General features: G+C 60.2%; 15 protein-coding genes. 8 read left to right on the top strand and 7 right to left on the bottom strand.

Annotated features, from left to right (window positions below):
- The first annotated feature begins 327 nt into the window (after nt 1-327).
- Entirely contained in the window at nt 328-1263 is a 936-nt protein-coding gene (locus tag ACIK7D_RS02990; protein ID WP_080817349.1) for a DMT family transporter, read from the top strand.
- Between the two features lie 428 nt (nt 1264-1691).
- On the opposite strand, the gene ACIK7D_RS02985 is transcribed toward ACIK7D_RS02990, so the two are convergent.
- From ACIK7D_RS02985 to ACIK7D_RS02975, 3 genes are all read right to left on the bottom strand, one after another.
- Nucleotides 1692-1883 carry a hypothetical protein gene (locus tag ACIK7D_RS02985; RefSeq protein WP_003509784.1) on the bottom strand — a complete coding sequence of 64 codons (192 nt, stop codon included), beginning with the start codon at nt 1881-1883 and terminating at the stop codon, nt 1692-1694.
- A 151-nt stretch (nt 1884-2034) separates the two neighbouring features.
- Nucleotides 2035-2946, bottom strand: coding sequence for a uracil-DNA glycosylase family protein (locus tag ACIK7D_RS02980; protein WP_400155581.1), 912 nt, complete (start codon nt 2944-2946; stop codon nt 2035-2037).
- A 43-nt stretch (nt 2947-2989) separates the two neighbouring features.
- Nucleotides 2990-4288 (bottom strand): Hsp70 family protein, encoded by a 1299-nt coding sequence (locus ACIK7D_RS02975; protein WP_080818772.1) that lies wholly within the window; start codon nt 4286-4288, stop codon nt 2990-2992.
- 407 nt (nt 4289-4695) lie between these two features.
- Between ACIK7D_RS02975 and ACIK7D_RS02970 the strand changes: the two genes are divergently transcribed.
- Nucleotides 4696-5673 (top strand): diguanylate cyclase domain-containing protein, encoded by a 978-nt coding sequence (locus ACIK7D_RS02970; RefSeq protein WP_400155580.1) that lies wholly within the window; start codon nt 4696-4698, stop codon nt 5671-5673.
- Nucleotides 5674-5691: 18 nt separating this feature from the next.
- Here ACIK7D_RS02970 and ACIK7D_RS02965 read toward each other — a convergent pair whose 3' ends face one another.
- The gene (locus ACIK7D_RS02965; protein WP_142846221.1) at nt 5692-6480 is read right to left on the bottom strand and encodes an SDR family oxidoreductase; all 789 of its coding nucleotides are present in this window, start codon (nt 6478-6480) and stop codon (nt 5692-5694) included.
- Nucleotides 6481-6661: 181 nt separating this feature from the next.
- Between ACIK7D_RS02965 and ACIK7D_RS02960 the strand changes: the two genes are divergently transcribed.
- Nucleotides 6662-7582, top strand: a complete 921-nt coding sequence (locus tag ACIK7D_RS02960; RefSeq protein WP_003524087.1) for a cation diffusion facilitator family transporter — start codon at nt 6662-6664, stop codon at nt 7580-7582.
- A 58-nt stretch (nt 7583-7640) separates the two neighbouring features.
- Here ACIK7D_RS02960 and ACIK7D_RS02955 read toward each other — a convergent pair whose 3' ends face one another.
- Nucleotides 7641-8414, bottom strand: coding sequence for a hypothetical protein (locus tag ACIK7D_RS02955; RefSeq protein ID WP_400155579.1), 774 nt, complete (start codon nt 8412-8414; stop codon nt 7641-7643).
- A gap of 380 nt (nt 8415-8794) precedes the next feature.
- Between ACIK7D_RS02955 and ACIK7D_RS02950 the strand changes: the two genes are divergently transcribed.
- The 3 genes from ACIK7D_RS02950 to ACIK7D_RS02940 all read left to right on the top strand — a co-directional run bounded on the left by ACIK7D_RS02950 (nt 8795) and on the right by ACIK7D_RS02940 (nt 12819).
- Entirely contained in the window at nt 8795-9508 is a 714-nt protein-coding gene (locus ACIK7D_RS02950; RefSeq protein WP_400155578.1) for a DNA helicase, read from the top strand.
- 450 nt (nt 9509-9958) lie between these two features.
- Complete coding sequence (locus tag ACIK7D_RS02945; protein WP_262535011.1) at nt 9959-11623, top strand: electron transfer flavoprotein-ubiquinone oxidoreductase; 1665 nt, start codon at nt 9959-9961, stop codon at nt 11621-11623.
- Between the two features lie 455 nt (nt 11624-12078).
- A complete protein-coding gene (locus ACIK7D_RS02940) occupies nt 12079-12819 on the top strand; it encodes a pentapeptide repeat-containing protein (protein ID WP_400155577.1) in 741 nt (246 codons plus the stop codon).
- Between the two features lie 87 nt (nt 12820-12906).
- Here the strand turns inward: ACIK7D_RS02940 and ACIK7D_RS02935 are convergent, their stop codons facing one another.
- Complete coding sequence (locus tag ACIK7D_RS02935) at nt 12907-13923, bottom strand: zinc-binding alcohol dehydrogenase family protein (protein ID WP_400155576.1); 1017 nt, start codon at nt 13921-13923, stop codon at nt 12907-12909.
- Between the two features lie 103 nt (nt 13924-14026).
- Here ACIK7D_RS02935 and ACIK7D_RS02930 point away from each other — a divergent pair, with 103 nt between their 5' ends.
- Nucleotides 14027-14416: a helix-turn-helix domain-containing protein gene (locus tag ACIK7D_RS02930; protein WP_078054238.1), complete on the top strand. Its 390-nt coding sequence runs from the start codon at nt 14027-14029 to the stop codon at nt 14414-14416.
- A 120-nt stretch (nt 14417-14536) separates the two neighbouring features.
- Entirely contained in the window at nt 14537-15373 is an 837-nt protein-coding gene (locus ACIK7D_RS02925) for an undecaprenyl-diphosphate phosphatase (RefSeq protein ID WP_137003171.1), read from the top strand.
- A 231-nt stretch (nt 15374-15604) separates the two neighbouring features.
- Here ACIK7D_RS02925 and mgtE read toward each other — a convergent pair whose 3' ends face one another.
- On the bottom strand, nt 15605-16981 hold the full coding sequence (mgtE, locus tag ACIK7D_RS02920; RefSeq protein ID WP_400155575.1) for a magnesium transporter: 1377 nt from the start codon (nt 16979-16981) through the stop codon (nt 15605-15607).
- Between the last annotated feature and the right edge of the window lie 80 nt (nt 16982-17061).

The following is a 17061-nucleotide window of genomic DNA, read 5'->3' as shown; positions in this document are numbered from 1 at the left end:
TCCCGCCATGGAAGGCTTTGCCGGCCATGCAGACAATCCTCCCGCCGCCGGACCTGTGGACCATGGCAGCAAATGTTGAACGATTGCTGAAATTATATTTTATTTTCTTCAAATTTTAGCGCGCGTCGCTTTTGGTTTGCATCACTTCCGCAGCCGCGAAAACAATCCTTCCCCAAATCGACGGAATTCACGGGTAAATCACATTTTTTGTTGTAAAGCGCCGGAGGAATGCTCTAGCCTTGCATAAATCCAATTCCCCTGCGTCGTCCTCCCCGCATGAAAAATCTCTCGATGGCGTGTTTGCGCAGCCGATATGAGTAGTTGCCAATGAACGCCGAACCGATGAATCCCTTTCGCGGGATTAGCCTGAAGCTGATTTCGGTCGGCTTTTTTCTTGTCATGCAGACCTGTATCAAGGCCGCAGGCGATGTGCCTGCCGGCCAGATCACCTTCTTCCGCTCCGCTTTCGCCATTCTTCCGATTGTCGTCTATTTGGCGTGGCTGCATGCGCTGACCAGCGCCCTGCACACCAATAATCTTTTCGGCCATTTCAAGCGCGGGTTTCTGGGCATCCTGTCCATGGCCTGCGGCTTTTACGGGCTGACCATGCTGCCGCTGCCGGAATTCATCGCCATCGGTTATGCCTCGCCGCTTCTCGCCGTCGTTTTTGCCGCCGTCATCCTGCATGAAAAGGTGCGCATCTATCGCTGGAGCGCGGTATTCGTCGGCATGACGGGGGTGCTGGTGATTCTCTGGCCGAAGATGACGCTTCTGAGGGAAGGCGGTTTTGCCGCGGGTGAGGGGCTGGGGGCCATTGCCGTGTTGTGCGGTGCGGCGCTCGGCGGTCTGGCGATGATCCAGGTGCGGCAACTGGTGGAGACGGAAAAGACGCCGACCATCGTGCTCTATTTTTCGCTCACCGCCACGCTGCTGTCGCTCGTCAGCGTGCCTTTCGGCTGGAGCGCGCTGAGCATGACGCAAGCCATGCTGCTGATCACCAGCGGCATTTGCGGCGGCGTTGCGCAAATCTTCCTGACGGAGAGTTATCGGCACGCCGAAGTCTCGGTCATCGCGCCCTTCGAATACAGCTCCATTATCTTCGGAATCGCGGTTTCCTACATTCTGTTCGGAGATATTCCCACGATGACGATGCTGATCGGCACGGCGATCGTTATCCTCGCCGGCATCTTCATCATCTTTCGCGAGCATCAACTGGGTCTGGCAAGACGGGCGGCGCGCAAGGCCTCGACGCCGCAAGGGTGACGGAACCCAAATCTACGCGTCTTGCCCGTTTCCAGGACAAGCGCGCGGCATTCTCAACCACCGAATTTCACGAAAGATGCTTCTCCTCCGTCATCCCGGCCTTGAGCCGGGATCCAGCCGACGCGCGTCTGGGCGGCGAGAAGAGTCTTTTCAGCCCAAGGACTTGGGCTGGCTGGATTCCGGCTCAAGGCCGGAATGACGGATTGGATGACGCATGGTGGAAGACAAGATTGAGAGTGCCGTTTTTCGTCTCAACCGGCGTTAACGGAAGAAGGACGGCTGGGCACGCACTACAACCTTGTGACTCGGTTCAAGACTTCGTCGCAGCCCTTCGAAAAAAACCACAAAAGCAAAAGGCGCCTTCCCGAAGAAAGACGCCAGCGCGCAATCATATCTGTGGACCAGCGCTAGACTGGCCTGAGTGCTTCTCAGCGCTCGCGGAAATCCGCGAAGACTGCCGAGGGACGCGTCACGCGGACCTGCTGCATGGCAGCGCGTGCGGTCATCTGTTCGTTTGCGGCTGCGCCGAAACGATGGTAGCCCTGACTGGAGCGAGGGCCGAGGCCCGCCAGGCGGAGCGTTTCAAAGCCGGAATGTACCGGACGGAAGCGAGTGGTCATTGCCTTGGTTCCTTAAACCTATTCCTCCCAAGACATGGGGCCTATATCGCAGCGCAGCATGGATTCGGCAAGTTGAGCAAATGCGCCGCTGTTATGCGCATTGTGCATGGCTTTTTTCATAATTCATTTACATTGAGCAAGAATAAGGCAATCAGCCTTCGACAATCCTTGCCTGAAAAGCCAATAAATCCTGCCATGCCAATGACTTGCTGGCCGGCGCATTCAAAAGTTCCTGCGGATGCAGGCTGGCCAAAGCCGGCAAAATCAGGTGTCCGGCTGCGACATCACGCCACTGTCCGCGCAGCGTATGGATCGTGCCGGTGCCGCCAAAGAAGAAACGTGCGGTAAAGTTGCCGAGAAGCAACAGGTGTTTCGGCTCCGCAAGGGCGATCTGACGCTCGATGAAGGGGCGGCAGATATCCATTTCGGCCTGAGTCGGCGGGCGGTTGCCCGGCGGCCGCCAGGGCACGACATTGCCAAGCATGATGGTGCCGCGTCCAAGGCCGATTGCCGAAAGCATACGGTCGAGCAAAAGCCCGGTTTTGCCGGCAAATGGCAGGCCTTCGCGGTCGTCATCGGCATCCGGCATCGGGCCGATGACCATGATGGCGGATGAGGGATCGCCTTCGGTGAAGATCGTGCTGCGCGCGCTGTTCTTGAGATTGCAGCCGCTGAACCCTTCCAGCGCGGTTTTCAGCTCGGTAAGCGACCTTGCGCTTTCGGCGGCAAAACGCGCTGCTGCCACGGCCTGTTCGTCCGGCATCGCAACATTCTGCTGAACCGCGGGGGCGGGTGGAGCGCCGCGTGTCGGCGTCTGGCGTTTCGGCTGCTGCTGCGGCGAGTGTTGAGGTGTATCGCCGCCACGTTCCATCGGCCGCTGGCTTGGCTGGCGCGCGGCTGCGCCCGCCTCCTGTCCCTGCATCGGCCGGGCCGGGCGGGCGGCGGCAAATTCGGCGAAACGATCGACCGGGGTCTCTTCCAGCAGCCAGTCCACGCCCGCATCCGCATGGAAATGCAGGAGGGCGGCGAGTTCGGCCGGGGAGAGGTCGTGAGCGGCGATCATGGTCGGAAATTACCCCATGTTCCCCGCCCGGGAAACCCGCAAATCACACTGTCCAGCGCTGAATGTCGCCGCTTTCGCCGATCATGGCCAGACCATGGGCAATCGAGAGCAACTCGCCGCCGCTTTCGATGCGGTCGGCGTCGAAACGGCGGGTGAAAAGCTCCCGAACCGCCGGCACGAAGGAGGTGCCGCCGGTCAGGAACACCTTATCGATGGCTTCGGGCGCGACTTTCGTCTTTTCCAGAACCTCGTCGAGCGCTTCTTCTATCTTGGCGAGGTCTTCGGCGATCCAGTTGTTGAAATCGCTGCGCTTTACCATCTTGCGGCCGGCCTTGCCCAACGGCGCGAAGTTGAATTCCGCTTCTTCCGCCGAGGAGAGCGCCATCTTGGTGGCGGAAATCGCCTGATAGAGCGGGTAACCCTCGTCATGTTCGACCAGATCGATGAAGAGTTCGAGCTTTTCCGGCTCCAGCGCCGAGCGCACCAGCGATTTGAGGTCGGTGAATTCCTTCGAGGTCTTGAAGATCGACAGCTGGTTCCAGCGGCCGAAATTCACGTAATAGCCGGAGGGCACGTCCAGCACCTTGTCGAAGCTCTTGAACTTGCTGCCCTTGCCGATTTCCGGCGAGACCAGATTGTCGATCATGCGGAAGTCGAAATGATCGCCCGCCACGCCGACGCCGGAATGGCCGATGGGGGTGGCGGAGAGCTTGCCGGCATGGGTCTCGAAGCGGATCAGCGAATAGTCCGTCGTGCCGCCGCCGAAATCCGCCACCAGCACATTGGCGTCCTTCTTCAGGCTCTGGGCGAAATAATAGGCGGCCGCCACCGGCTCGTAGACATAGTGGATTTCCGGGAATCCGGCGCGGGTGAGCGCCTCGTTGTAACGGGCGAGCGCCAGCGTTTCATCCGGATTGCTGCCGGCGAAACGCACCGGCCGGCCGGCGATGACGGTGGAGACGTCCCCCGGCCATTCCTCGCCCGCATAGGCTTTCAGCTTGCGCAGGAACACGTCCATCAGATCTTCGAAGCTCTGGCGCTTGGCGAAGATCAGCGTGCCCTGAAACAGCGGCGAGGCCGCGAATGTCTTGATCGATTGCAGGAAACGGCAGTCGCCGGCATTGTCGATGAATTGCCGGATGGCGGCATGGCCGGCTTCCACATGCAGGGCGGCCGCACCAAGGCCGGCATCCTTCATGAAGGAGAGCGCCGTGCGCATGCTGTCATCCGTGCCCGCGCTGCTGGTGAAGCGCATGGAACGGCTGGCGCCGCCCGTGTCGGAAAGAGCCATGACCGTGTTGGTCGTGCCGAAATCGAGGCCGAGAGCCCGCTTTTGCGTCATCGCCATATCCTTGTAGCCGATAGAAACACCCGCCCGGCCTGAAAGGCGGCCCGGCGTGAAAATAAGGGATGCCTTTGGCACCCCGATGTCAGAGGAGGGCGGTTGATTGCACAGGCCCGATGGAATGGCAAGCTTTTCCCCACCGTTTATCGCAGATTGACGGCTGCGTCTGCCGGGTAGGGAAGATGGTAAACGATCTGCCTGCGCACTCGTGAAAGAGCGCGGCAGTTTTTTGACAATGTTCTTAGGGGTTTGCGGCTATGCTGGTAACGAAGCCGCTGCCGTGGAACAGCGCTATGGCGGCCGGCGCGCATGCATTGTTTTTTGTACTGGCGGAGCTCGACGATAAGGGTTTAACTCAACGCTCCCTTCGGTTTTGCCTGCCGCTTTGTCATCTGGAAAATTCAATGTCCCGCAAGACGACCGGTCCCAACTTCGACAATGTATCGCCGGACCATCCCGGCCTCGTTCGGGGCGATGCCGGCGTTTTCAACCGTCAGCTCATGAACCTTCTTGAGGCATCGCAGCAGGGCTATGCGCTGTTCGATGGCGAGGACAGGCTGTGTTTTGCGAATGCGGCCTTCCGCAAGGCGCTGGATGTCGCGCCGGATGAATTTCCAAGCTGGGTCGAGTTGATGCGCAGCGGCTACGGCAACTCCACCGGCACCGCAATCGAGACCTCCGACTTCGAAGTCTGGTTGCGTTCCGCAAGGACGAGGCGCGGCAAGCTGCCCTTCCGCACCATCGAGACCAGCCTCAATGACGGGCGCTGGATATTGACGACGGAAACGACTTTGCCGGGCGGCTGGATGCTGTGTGTCATCACCGATATTTCCGAACTCGGCATAGAGCTTCGCGACCTCAGGCAGGAGCGCGACAGCGCGCTGAAATCCGCCCTCAGCGACGAGTTGACGGGTCTCGGCAATCGCCGTTACGTGATGGACAATCTGGGCCACAGCCTCGGCCCCCACAAGGCGCAGGCGCTGGCACTGGTGCTGCTCGATATCGATCATTTCAAGAGTATCAATGATCGCTTCGGCCATGCATCGGGCGACAGGGTGCTGAAACATTTCGCCGAAAAACTATGCGCCGCCGCCGGCCGCGACGATCTCATCGGGCGTATCGGCGGCGAGGAGTTTCTGCTGGGGCTGAGCGGCGCGCGAATGCACAACGCCGAAAGCGTCGTCGAAGCCCTGTTTGCGTCGCTGCGGGAGGCCTCGCCGCTCGAACAGGTCCCGGATTTCCGTTACACCTGTTCGGCGGGCATTGCCTTCGTGCGCCCGGGCGATTGCGCCGAGGAAGCCCTGCGTCGGGCGGATACGGCGCTTTATCGGGCCAAGAATACGGGGCGCAACCGCTTCGTCATCCACGATGCGCCCGTTTGATAACGCGCCGTCGCGGCCTTAATTCGACTTCGCCGCGCCGCCATCTACCCTGAGCATCGTGCCGGTGATGTAGCTTGCCGGAACCGAGCAGAGGAAAGCGCCGGCGGCGGCGAATTCCTCCACCGTGCCGAGGCGGCCGGCCGGAATGCTCTTGACGGAAGCCTCGCGAATTTCCTCGACGCTTTTGCCCAGACGCTTGGCGTTGGCGCCATCGAGTTCATCGATGCGGTCGGTGTGGATACGGCCGGGCAGCAGCAGGTTGGAGGTGATGCCGAAGGAGGCCACTTCGGAGGACAGCGTCTTGCTCCAGCCGACCAGTGCGCCACGCAGCGTATTGGACAGCGCCAGATTGGCGATCGGCTCGAACACGCCGGAGGAGGCGACGGTCAGGATGCGGCCGAAACCCTGTTCCTTCATCTGCGGCAGCAGCGCATTGGTAAGCGTGATGACGCGCAGCACCATCGACTGGAAGAAGGTATCCAGCTTGTCGGCCGTCATCTCCTGCGCAAGGCCTGGCGTCGGGCCGCCGGTATTGTTGACGAGAATATCGATGCCGCCGAGCTTTTCCCTGACGGCCTGAACCATGGCCTCGACGAAATTGTCCTCGGCCAGATCGCCCCAGACCCAGTCGGCCTTGCCCTTGCCAAGCGCATTGATCGCCTTGCAATTCGCCTCCAGCTTCTCGCCGCTTCTGCCGACAAGAAGGACATGTGCGCCTTCCTTCGCCAGCGCGGTGGCAATGCCCAGCCCAAGGCCGCGAGAGGAGGCGAGAACGAGGGCGCGCTTGCCGGAAATGCCGAGATCCATGGGTTTTGTCCTGTCTTGTGAGTGCTCAATGTGCTGTTTATAGAGCATTTCCAGGAAATGTGGACCCCGGTTTTCCGTCTGGAATGCTACAAAACAAAGAGTTAGAGCGTTTTCTCGATTCGAGGAAAAGAGAAGGCGCTCCAGCAAGGCGGCGTCCGGTTTTGAAGGTGAAATACACGTCATGACAGAACAATCCCTGCTCAAATTCTCCATTGCCGTCACGGTTCTGCTGGCGCTCTTCGGCATCGGCGCAGGCCTGTTCTCCGGCTCCTTCGCCGTGGTTTTCGATGGTGTCTATGCGCTGACGGATGCTTTCATGACGGTGCTGGCGCTGCTTGTCGCGCGGCTGATCGCCGCTTCCGCCGCGCCCAAACCCGGCGGCCGGCTGGTGGAGCGTTTCACCATGGGCTTCTGGCATCTGGAGCCGATGGTGCTCGGGCTTAACGGCACGCTCCTGATGGGGGCGGCGATCTACGCCCTCATCAATGCCGTGGACAGCCTGATGGATGGCGGCAGATCGATCGAGTTCGATTACGCCATCGTCGTCACCTTCGTCAGCTTCGCCGTTTCGCTCGCCATGGCATGGTTCGTCAAACGGCAGAACCGCCGGCTGAAATCCGCCTTCGTGGCGCTTGACGCCAAAAGCTGGCTGATGAGCGCGCTCCTGAGCATGGCCCTCTTCGTCGCCTTCGCCGTGGGCTATGGGCTCACGGGAACGGCGCAGGCGTGGCTCGCACCCTATATCGACCCGGCCGTGCTGGCACTGGTCTGCCTCGTCATCATCCCCATGCCGCTCGGCAATGTGAAACAGGCGCTCGCGGACATTCTTCTGGTGACCCCGCTGGAGTTCAAGCAGCATGTGGACCGGGTGGCGGCCGAGACGGTGGAGAAATTCGGCTTCTCCTCGCACTATTCCTATGTCGCCCGCGTTGGCCGCGGCCGTCAGATCGAACTCTTCTTCATCGTGCCGAAAAACTGGCCGCCCCGGCGTCTGGAGGAATGGGACGCAATCCGCGACGAGATCGGCGATGCGCTGGGCGGCGAGGGGAGCGACCGCTGGCTGACGATCGTGTTCACGACGGATGAGGAATGGGCGGTTTGAGCCGGCAGGTCTGAGGGGCGGGCTTGCAGTCCCTTTGCGTCAACCGGGTATCGAACGGCTACCGATCCATGGCGCAAAGCCCGTCGCAATTCTGGTTCATGAAGAGCGATTTCAACGCCTGCGCCTTGTCGCGTTCAAGCCCGGACAGTTCCGGCAAAATCGTGTCGATCTGGGTGGCCATGGCGGTTCGGTCGGCGAGGGAGGTCGCGGCGACCACGGGAATGGCGCTGGCATTAAGGGCGTTCAGCAAAATAAGCCGGTTCTCGGATCGCAAATTCGGGGAGCGCAGCATAAGGGTCAGTCCGGTAAACTGCTCCATGATGCCAAGGCGCATCTGGCGCAGGCCATCGCGGCGCGCCTTGTTCATCTGATCGGCAGGAAGCACGGCGATAAAATCGGTAATCGCCTCCAGCTGAGCCGCATGGACATGCAATAGATAGGCTCCGGCGCGTGCGATTTCGTCCTGATATTTGAACGTATTTGCCGCTGTGTCCGGCAGACTGCCGTTCTGTGGGGTAAACAGTGCATAGGTTTTAAGAACGGCGCCCGCATTCGCGCCGATGGCGATGAGCGCTGGAACATCGGCGGACCGGTATGGCTGTCTGCCCAGGGTTCCCTCCACATTCCAGAGCCGGTCCAGCACCTTCGCATGAGCGGGGTTGGACAATCGCGGTAAATCCCCCTGCGCGCGCGTTTCCCGCGCGAGCGTGTCGAGGCCCTGAAATGCTGCGGCCGATTCGTTTTGATTGGCGGAAGAGACATCGGCCTTTGCCACCAAGGGCATCGCGCCAAACCACGACAATAGCAGCAGCGCGGGAATCAATCGCTTCAAGGTGGCGTTCTCCTCAATTGAACGAACGTTCTTTTTTCACGGTGCATGACAGGTTTTATGGTGGCCGCAATTCGAGCGCAACATCAGGTAGCAATTCCGCCTGCTGCCGGTCGGTTATAGTGGCTTGTTTTGCCGCTAAAGAAGTTCGACAAGGCGTCCTCTTTGCGAGGACAGGATCCGGTAACTGCGATGTGGCGAATGGCTTGCGCCCCTTGCTGCGAATCGCGCAACCCGCTAGCTTTCAACCACAGGCTGGACCCAAGCCTCCCCCCTCCTTTCGGGAAAGCATCGCACATGCAGGGTGACGCCAAATCATCGAACCATCTGTTCGAGCATCGCATAAGGAGGGGTTGCGTTTCGGCTCGCAATGGAGGTCTTTGATGAAACTTTCTGCACCGATATTTCAGCTTAAACGCCGTGCAAAGCTCATGGCGCGAAACAATGATGTTCCGCTGAATGAAGCGCTGGATCAGATCGCGCAACAAGAGGGCTTTGCAAGGTGGAGCATGCTGTCGTCCCGGATGTCTTCCGGGCCACTTTCCGAAACGGTACTTTCCCGTCTCGATGCCGGCGACCTGTTATTGCTCGCTGGCCGGCCGGGGCAGGGCAAGACCATGCTTGGTCTTCAGCTTCTGATCGATGCGGCCCGGGACGGCCGCAAGGCGTTTCTGTTTACGTTGGAATTGACCGAAAAACAGGCGGGAAAATATCTCCAATCGCTTGAAAAGGAGACTGACGGCTTCGCCAACCAAGTTCAGATTGTCACTTCCGATGAAATTAGTGCGGACTACATCATCGATCGGATGTCGGGGTCGCGACCGGGAACAGTCGCGGTGATCGACTATCTCCAGGCGCTTGATCAGCAGCGGAGCAAGCCCGCTCTTTCCGAGCAGCTACGAGCACTCGGTGATTTTGCGCGACGGTCGGGTTGCGTTCTGGGCTTCATTTCGCAAATCGACAGATCGTTCGATCCGGAAAGCAAGCGGCTTCCCGACATCCGCGATATTCGCCTTCCGAACTTCGTCGATCTCGGTCTTTTTAACAGGGCGTGCTTCCTCCACGACGGCGAAGGGCAGCTTCAGGACGTCGCCTGATTGCCTGCCGCGGCTTGATTGGTCGCGGCAGTCACTCTCCTGAAATCTGGTTTCGGCATAGCGCGGACACGTACGTGAAACCGCGTGAGAAGACGACGGAAAACGCCACGCAGCTGCGGAAATAGGGCCGCCACAACCTTCCCGCCGTCACTACCTTCTTCAGTATTCCGACTTTAACAACCCTTGACGCCAATGCCCGTCACTCCTATTCTTTAATTTACGTGAACGTAAAAGTAATACATCAATCATCAGGTTGTCTGACAATTGACTGGCGTGCGACATGTTTTGCCGCTATAGAAGCTCGACAAAGGCGTCCTGCTTTGCGAAGACAGGCGCTGGTTGGATGCGGTGTCGCGGATGGTTTTTTGACCGGCGCAGGCGATGCGCCGGGAATGCCGGAAAACGGATATAACAACAGCCGGATGGGACCGGCGATGCGGAGAGGATGAGATGACGGAAGCGATGGAACTGCCCGAACGCGAAGCGATGGAATTCGACGTTGTGATCGTTGGCGCGGGTCCCGCGGGCCTTGCCGCCGCGATCCGTCTGAAGCAGGTGGAGCCGGAGCTTTCGGTTGTCGTTCTCGAAAAGGGCGCCGAAGTCGGTGCGCATATTCTCTCCGGCGCCGTGGTCGATCCCATCGGGATAGACAGGCTGCTGCCCGGCTGGCGCGAAGAGGAGGGGCATCCCTTCAAGACCGAGGTCAAGGACGACCAGTTCCTGTTCTTAGGCCCGGCCGGCTCCATCCGCCTGCCGAATTTCATGATGCCGCCGCTGATGAACAATCACGGCAATTACATCGTCTCGCTCGGGCTGGTCTGTCGCTGGCTGGCGGAAAAGGCGGAAGGGCTCGGCGTCGAGATCTATCCGGGCTTTGCCGCAACGGAAGTGCTCTATAACGATGAGGGTGCGGTGATCGGTGTCGCCACCGGCGATATGGGCATCGAGAAGAACGGCGAGCCGGGCCCGAACTTCACCCGCGGCATGGAGCTGCACGGAAAATATGTGCTGATCGGCGAGGGCGTGCGCGGTTCGCTCGCCAAGCAGCTGATTTCCAAATTCGACCTGTCCCGGGATCGCGAGCCGCAGAAATTCGGCATCGGCATCAAGGAACTCTGGCAGGTCAAGCCGGAGAAGCACAAACAGGGTCTCGTGCAACATTCCTTCGGCTGGCCGCTCGGTTTCAAGACCGGCGGCGGTTCCTTCCTCTATCATCTCGAAGATAACCTCGTCGCCGTCGGCTTCGTGGTGCATCTCAACTACAAGAACCCCTATCTTTATCCCTTCGAGGAATTCCAGCGCTTCAAGACGCATCCGGCGATCCGCGAGACCTTCGAGGGCGGCAAGCGCATTTCCTATGGCGCGCGCGCCATCACCGAAGGCGGCTACCAGTCGGTGCCGAAGCTGACCTTCCCCGGCGGCGCGCTGATCGGCTGTTCCGCCGGTTTCGTCAATGTGCCGCGCATCAAGGGCAGCCACAATGCGGTGCTGTCGGGCATGCTGGCGGCGGAGAAGATCGCCGCGGCGATTTCCGCCGGCCGCGCCCATGACGAGGTGGCGGAGATCGAGGCCGAATGGCGCGACGGCGATATCGGCAAGGATCTGAAGCGGGTCAGAAACGTCAAACCGCTGTGGTCGAAGTTCGGCACGCTTATCGGTGTCGGTCTCGGCGGTCTCGACATGTGGACCAACCAGCTCTTCGGCTTCTCCTTTTTCGGCACGCTGAAGCACGGCAAGACGGATGCGGAGAGCCTCGAGCCGGCCTCGAAACACAAGCCGATCGCCTATCCGAAACCGGATGGCGTGTTGACCTTCGATCGGCTGTCATCGGTGTTCCTGTCCTCCACCAACCATGAGGAAGACCAGCCGGTGCATCTTCAGGTGAAGGACATGGCGCTGCAAAAATCGTCCGAGCACGACGTCTTTGCCGGACCTTCGACGCGTTATTGTCCAGCCGGCGTTTACGAATGGGTGGAGAAGGACGGCGAAGAAGTCTACGTCATCAACGCCCAGAACTGCGTGCACTGCAAGACCTGCGATATCAAGGACCCGAACCGGAACATCAACTGGGTGCCGCCGCAGGGCGGCGAGGGGCCGGTTTACGCCAATATGTGATGGCGATTACGGCCGAAGCCCTCTCCTCCGTCATGCTCGGGCCTGTCCCCGAGCATCTGCAATGGATTGATTTTACGATACGTGGATAGATCTTCGGGACAGGCCCGAGGATGACGTCGAGCGTGGCAAGACCGCTCGCAAGCACTCTGAGCCATTGTGTCATGCGGCCGAGAGTGATGGCATTTGCGGAACGGGCAGACCTCTGATCGAAGGACTCATTTCCCACGATGCAGACGCCGTGACTGGATGCCGGATTTAGTCCGGCATGGCGGAAGAGCAGCGTCCACCGCCCGTCTCCCCGTCAGTATTTGTGGATTGCTCTTCGATTTCTTACATATAGGATGTTGGGGTGTTGCATGGTCGCGTGGCCCGTGGATTGTGGTTCAGCGATGCGGTAACGCCTTGAACGTGCATATGGTCCTAGGTGTCGTCGCCCGACGACAGGGAGTGAAAGAATGTCCGGCTTTCAAAGGCTGAATATCGTGCGGAAGACAGGGTTTGTTGCCGGTGTGGCGACGCTTGCGATGATTGCCGTTTCTTTCAGCGGCGGTCCGCTGGTGGCCGCAAGCTGCCGTACCGACGCCATGGCCGGCATCGACTGGCGCGAATGCAACAAGCGCCTGCTGATGCTGGGCGGCAGCAATCTCGATTCGGCAATGCTTTATGGCACGGATTTCACCTATACCGACCTGCGCGGTTCGTCTCTGAAGGGCGCCAATCTCGAGAAGGCCAAGCTTATCCGCACGGCCCTTGGCGAGGCGAACCTGCAGGGCGCCAATCTGACCAAGGTGGAAGCCTATCGCAGCGATTTTTCCGCCGCCGACGCCACCAACGCCAAATTCGTCAATGCTGAAATGCAGCGGACCAAATTCGAAAACACCAAGCTGGATGGCACGGATTTCACCAAGGCCGAACTCGGCCGCGCCGATTTCGAGGGCGCGACGCTGAACGGCTCGAAATTCTCGCTGACCAATCTGTCACGCGCCCGTTTCGGCGGCGCCAAGCTCGGCGGCCCGGTGGATTTCACCAGCGCATTCCTGCTTCTGACGAGGATCGAAGGGCTAGATCTTTCCATGGCCACCGGCCTTGATCAGAAGCAGATCGACATTGCCTGCGGCGACGCCACGACCAAATTGCCGAACGGCCTCACCGCGCCGGCCTCCTGGCCGTGCCCGGAAGATCCGGACGACGATTGACCGGAATAGCCGCGCGGTTTTGCGCCCGGCCCAAACATCTCCATAAGCGGAAGAGAAGCGTCCGCGATGCGGACGCTTCACCGGCGATCAGAAGCCCGAAAGCACGATCTTGCCCTTGGCCCTGTTGCTCTCGATCAGCGCATGCGCCTTGATGAGATTTGCGGCATTGATGGTGCCGAAAACCTCGGTCAGCGTCGTCTTGATCTTGCCGGCATCGACAAGCCCGGCCACATGGTTCAGCAGCCTGTGCTGCTCGATCATGTCAGGCGTCTGGAAGACGGCGCGGGCGAACATCATTTCCCAATGGATCGATACGCATTTGCGCTTGAAGGCCATGACGTCGAAACCGCCGGCCGGATCGTCGATCAGCGCGAAACGGCCCTGCGGCGCGATGGTCGCCACGCTGTCGGCGGCATGAATGTCGCTATGGGTGGTGGAGAAGACAAAGCCCGGCGCACCGAGCCCAAGCGCTTCCACCTGCGGGGCGATCGGCTTGCTGTGATCGATGACGTGATGCGCGCCGAGTTCCTTCACCCACGCAATCGTCTCGGGCCGTGAAGCGGTGGCAATGACGGTGAGATCGGTCAGCGCCCGCAGAAGCTGGACGGCGATGGAGCCGACGCCGCCGGCGCCGCCGATGACCAGAATGGCGTTGGCCGCGCCCGGAACCGGCTCCTTCACCCGCAGCCGGTCGAACAGCGTCTCGTAAGCGGTGATGGCGGTCAGCGGCAGCGCGGCTGCCTCCTCGAAATTCAGGGACTTCGGCTTTGCACCGACGATGCGTTCATCGACCAGATGGAACTCGCTGTTGGAGCCGGGGCGGTTGATGACACCGGCGTAAAACACCTCGTCGCCCGGTTTGAACAAGGAGACCTTGTCGCCGACGGCCTTCACCACGCCCGCCGCATCGAAGCCGAGCACGCGCGGTTCGTCGTTTTCAGGCGACTGGTTGCGGCGCACCTTGGTATCGACGGGGTTCACCGAAACGGCCTTCACTTCCACCAGAATATCATGCCCTTTCGCTTCCGGCTGGGGCAGGTCGATATCGACGAGGGCGTCTTTCACGGTGATGGGCTGGCTGGTCCTGTAACCGATGGCGCGCATGAACAGTCTCCTTTGCTTGTTTGCGTGCCTCTTACTTGATACATATGAACACCAATCGCAAGAATGCACATTTTGTGATGATACATACAAAAAGGATACTGTGATGTCGCGACCGCGCGCCAAGCTCACTGGCAACTTTCCCGGCTGCCCGGTGGAATCGGCCTTGAGTTTCCTCGATGGCAAATGGAAGGGCGTGATCCTCTATCATCTCATCAACGAGGGCACGCTGCGCTTCAACGAACTGCGCCGCCATATTCCGAGCGTCACCCAGCGCATGCTGACGAAGCAGCTGCGCGAACTGGAAGAGGCCGGCCTGATTTCCCGCACCGTTTTCCCGGTGGTGCCGCCGCGCGTGGATTATGCGCTGACGCCGCTCGGCGAGACGATGATACCGGTGATTTCGGCGCTGAAAAGCTGGGGCGACGCCCATGTCGTGTGCAGGAACGGCGCGAAATATACCCGCCTTCCCGAGGCGAAGGAAAAGGCCGCCTGAAAAATCACGGGTAAAAGCGCACCCCTTCGCACGCCTTTTTCATGGTGCGATGCAACATGTATTTGCCCCGATTGATGCATAATGCTGCGATCTCGATTCGCAGCAGGGACATCAGGACACATGAGCATCGGTTGGTTGGAGGCCGCATTTCTCGGCTTTTTGCAAGGGCTTACGGAATTTCTTCCGATTTCTTCAAGCGCGCATCTCAGGATCGCCGGGGAGTTCCTGCCCTCCGGCGCGGATCCGGGAGCCGCCTTCACCGCGATTACGCAGATCGGCACCGAAGCGGCCGTGCTGGTCTATTTCTGGTCGGATATCATGCGCATTGCCATCGCCTGGCTCCGGCAGAACTTCCGCCTCGGCGAGTATAACAAGGCCGATGCCCGGCTCGGCTGGCTCATCATCATCGGTTCCGTGCCGATCGTCTTTCTTGGCCTGTTCTTCAAGGACGCCATCGAGCACTCGCTGCGCAACCTTTACATCACCGCCGTAATGCTGATTGTCTTCGGCATCGTTCTCGGCGTTGCCGATAAAATCGGTGAGAAGCGTTACAAGCTGAACCAGCTTATATGGCGCGATGGCATCCTGTTCGGTTTCGCGCAGGCCATGGCGCTCATCCCCGGCGTTTCGCGCTCGGGCGGCACCATCAGCGCCGGCCTGCTTTTAGGCTATACCCGCGAGGCGGCAGCGCGTTATTCGTTCCTGCTCGCCGTTCCCGCCGTCTTCGGCTCCGGTTTCTACCAGCTCTTCAAGAGCATCGGCGAGGACAATCCGGTCGGCTGGGGCCCGACGGGGCTCGCGACCCTGATCGCCTTCGTGGTCGGTTATGCGGTGATCGTCGTGTTCCTCAAGCTCGTCTCCACCAAAAGCTACATGCCCTTCGTCTGGTACCGCGTCGTCATCGGCGTCATTCTGCTGGGCTTGCTGGGAACGGGCGTCATCAGCGCCGGCGGGTGAGGGGCGTTCTCCCAGAAACCATGTTTTTGGAAGAGTTGCATCATCCGCACACCGTCACCCCGGACTTGATCCGGGGTCCAGTGCGATCAAGTCCTTGATCGCAAAAGAGTCTTTTCACGCCGCAGACGCGTCGTGGCTGGATGCCGGATCAAGTCCGGCATGACGGAGGAGAGGTTGTTACATGCCCTTAAAAGCTGAAGGCCCGCTCTTTCGAACGGGCCTTTTGTCTTTTCAAAGCAATGTGCCGCTCAAGATCACCAGCGCCACCGAGAAGTAGATGACCAGGCCGCTGACATCTACCAGCGTGGCGACGAAGGGGGCAGAGGCGCTGGCGGGATCGAGCCGCAGGCGCTGCAGCACGAAGGGCAGCATGGAGCCGGCGAGCGAACCGAAGGTGACGATGCCGACGAGGGCCGCGAAGACGGTTGCCCCCACCAGCAGCCAGTGCTCGCCATAATCGTAAAACCCGGCCTGCTGCCAGAGGCTCAGACGCAGGAAACCGATGGCGCCCAGAATGCAGCCGAGCGTCAGGCCCGTCGGGATTTCCCGAAGCAGCACCCGCCACCAGTCGGAAAGCTTCAACTCGCCGAGCGCCAGCGCCCGGATGATGAGCGAGGTAGCTTGCGAACCGGAGTTGCCGCCCGAAGACATGATGAGCGGAATGAACAGCGTCAGCACCACGGCCTTTTCCAGCTCGCCTTCGAAATGCTGCATGGCGCTGGCCGTCAGCATTTCGCCGAGGAAGAGTGCTGCGAGCCAGCCGGCGCGCTTGCGGATCATGTCCGGAAAGCCAATCGTCATGTAGGGCTTGCCGAGCGCCTCCATACCACCGAACTTGTGGGCGTCTTCCGTTGTGTCGGCGATCATGGTGTCGATCACGTCGTCAACAGTGACGATGCCGAGAATATGCGAGCGGTCATCGACGACGGGCAGCGCCAGAAGGTCGTGCTTGCGGATCAGCCGGGCGACATCTTCCTGCGACATCAGGGGGCTGGCGCAGACGATGCCTTCCTTCGATGCGACGGAGAGGATGGACGCACTGGCTTCGCCGGTCAGCAGGCGGCGCAGCGTCACAACGGTGGAAAGCGTTCCGTCCTGCGCCAGCACATAGATGGCATAGACCGTTTCACGCGACCGCTCGACGACGCGGATGTGCGAAAGGGTCTGTTCCACCGTCCAATTGTCCGGCACGCTGACGAATTCCGTGGTCATGATCGAGCCGGCAGTACGCGGCGGATAACCCATCAGGTGCTGGATGGAGAGTGCCGTCGTGCGGTCCAGCCGGGAAAACAGCTTTGCGCGCGGCTCTTCGGCCATTTCCGCCATGACGTCGGCAACGCGGTCGTCAGACATCAGATTGACGAGGCGGGCGGCCTGTTCGACAGGAATATGGGCGATGATGGCGGCGGCGCCATGCAGTTCCGGCCGGTCGAGAATGGCGACGGCCTTTGCCTGCGGCATGGCGAGCAGGGCGGTTGCGGCATCGGCGACATCCAGCGTGTTGAGGTGCTCGACGCGTTCGGCAATGGTGGTGGAGGAACCGGCGTTTCCGCTACGAAGAAGACGTGCGGCCTTGCTGGCCCTCTGGGAGAGGTTGTGGAAGTTCATGATTGCTCACCTTTCCGTCGATCGCCGATAACGGCGAACGCGGTGGTGAGCCGACAGCGGTCGGATCAGTTCACGTTCGC

This window comes from Agrobacterium sp. P15N1-A (assembly GCF_044626815.1).
GTDB classification, from domain to species: domain Bacteria; phylum Pseudomonadota; class Alphaproteobacteria; order Rhizobiales; family Rhizobiaceae; genus Agrobacterium; species Agrobacterium leguminum.
The sequence above is the reverse complement of the archived record's forward strand: the minus strand, read 5'-3'. Positions and strand labels throughout refer to the sequence as shown.

What these genes read in the sequence shown, in the direction of transcription:
- ACIK7D_RS02990 (WP_080817349.1), top strand. Translation starts at nt 328, where the DNA reads ATGAACGCCGAACCGATGAATCCCTTTCGCGGGATTAGCCTGAAGCTG.
- ACIK7D_RS02985 (WP_003509784.1), bottom strand. Translation starts at nt 1,883, where the DNA reads ATGACCACTCGCTTCCGTCCGGTACATTCCGGCTTTGAAACGCTCCGC.
- ACIK7D_RS02980 (WP_400155581.1), bottom strand. Translation starts at nt 2,946, where the DNA reads ATGATCGCCGCTCACGACCTCTCCCCGGCCGAACTCGCCGCCCTCCTG.
- ACIK7D_RS02975 (WP_080818772.1), bottom strand. Translation starts at nt 4,288, where the DNA reads ATGACGCAAAAGCGGGCTCTCGGCCTCGATTTCGGCACGACCAACACG.
- ACIK7D_RS02970 (WP_400155580.1), top strand. Translation starts at nt 4,696, where the DNA reads ATGTCCCGCAAGACGACCGGTCCCAACTTCGACAATGTATCGCCGGAC.
- ACIK7D_RS02965 (WP_142846221.1), bottom strand. Translation starts at nt 6,480, where the DNA reads ATGGATCTCGGCATTTCCGGCAAGCGCGCCCTCGTTCTCGCCTCCTCT.
- ACIK7D_RS02960 (WP_003524087.1), top strand. Translation starts at nt 6,662, where the DNA reads ATGACAGAACAATCCCTGCTCAAATTCTCCATTGCCGTCACGGTTCTG.
- ACIK7D_RS02950 (WP_400155578.1), top strand. Translation starts at nt 8,795, where the DNA reads ATGAAACTTTCTGCACCGATATTTCAGCTTAAACGCCGTGCAAAGCTC.
- ACIK7D_RS02945 (WP_262535011.1), top strand. Translation starts at nt 9,959, where the DNA reads ATGACGGAAGCGATGGAACTGCCCGAACGCGAAGCGATGGAATTCGAC.
- ACIK7D_RS02940 (WP_400155577.1), top strand. Translation starts at nt 12,079, where the DNA reads ATGTCCGGCTTTCAAAGGCTGAATATCGTGCGGAAGACAGGGTTTGTT.
- ACIK7D_RS02935 (WP_400155576.1), bottom strand. Translation starts at nt 13,923, where the DNA reads ATGCGCGCCATCGGTTACAGGACCAGCCAGCCCATCACCGTGAAAGAC.
- ACIK7D_RS02930 (WP_078054238.1), top strand. Translation starts at nt 14,027, where the DNA reads ATGTCGCGACCGCGCGCCAAGCTCACTGGCAACTTTCCCGGCTGCCCG.
- ACIK7D_RS02925 (WP_137003171.1), top strand. Translation starts at nt 14,537, where the DNA reads ATGAGCATCGGTTGGTTGGAGGCCGCATTTCTCGGCTTTTTGCAAGGG.
- mgtE (WP_400155575.1), bottom strand. Translation starts at nt 16,981, where the DNA reads ATGAACTTCCACAACCTCTCCCAGAGGGCCAGCAAGGCCGCACGTCTT.